The organism is Aureispira sp. CCB-QB1 (assembly GCF_000724545.1).
In the GTDB taxonomy this organism is placed as follows: domain Bacteria; phylum Bacteroidota; class Bacteroidia; order Chitinophagales; family Saprospiraceae; genus Aureispira.
The window spans coordinates 1-241 of record NZ_JHBV01000135.1; the positions used below are offsets into that span (position 1 = coordinate 1).

The following is a 241-nucleotide window of genomic DNA, read 5'->3' on the forward strand; positions in this document are numbered from 1 at the left end:
ACGTGACTGGAGTTCAGACGTGTGCTCTTCCTATCTATGCCGGGTTCTGTCGAGGACAGCCATTCCTCTGGGACGCACATCACTGTACGCCTCAAGCGACCTACCCGAATCCAACGCGGGCCGCGCCAATGGATTCCTATTTGGTCTTGCTCCGAGTGGGGTTTACCTAGCCACGCACTGTTGCCAGCCGTGCGGTGCGCTCTTACCGCACCTTTTCACCCTTACCGGCGCTGTTGCGCTT

1 other RNA gene is annotated in these 241 nt (G+C 58.5%); it reads right to left on the minus strand.

Annotated elements, in window-relative coordinates:
• Positions 1 to 19 precede the first annotated feature (19 nt).
• Positions 20 to 241, minus strand: an RNA gene (gene rnpB, locus CG11_RS26555) — RNase P RNA component class A; the annotation flags it as partial.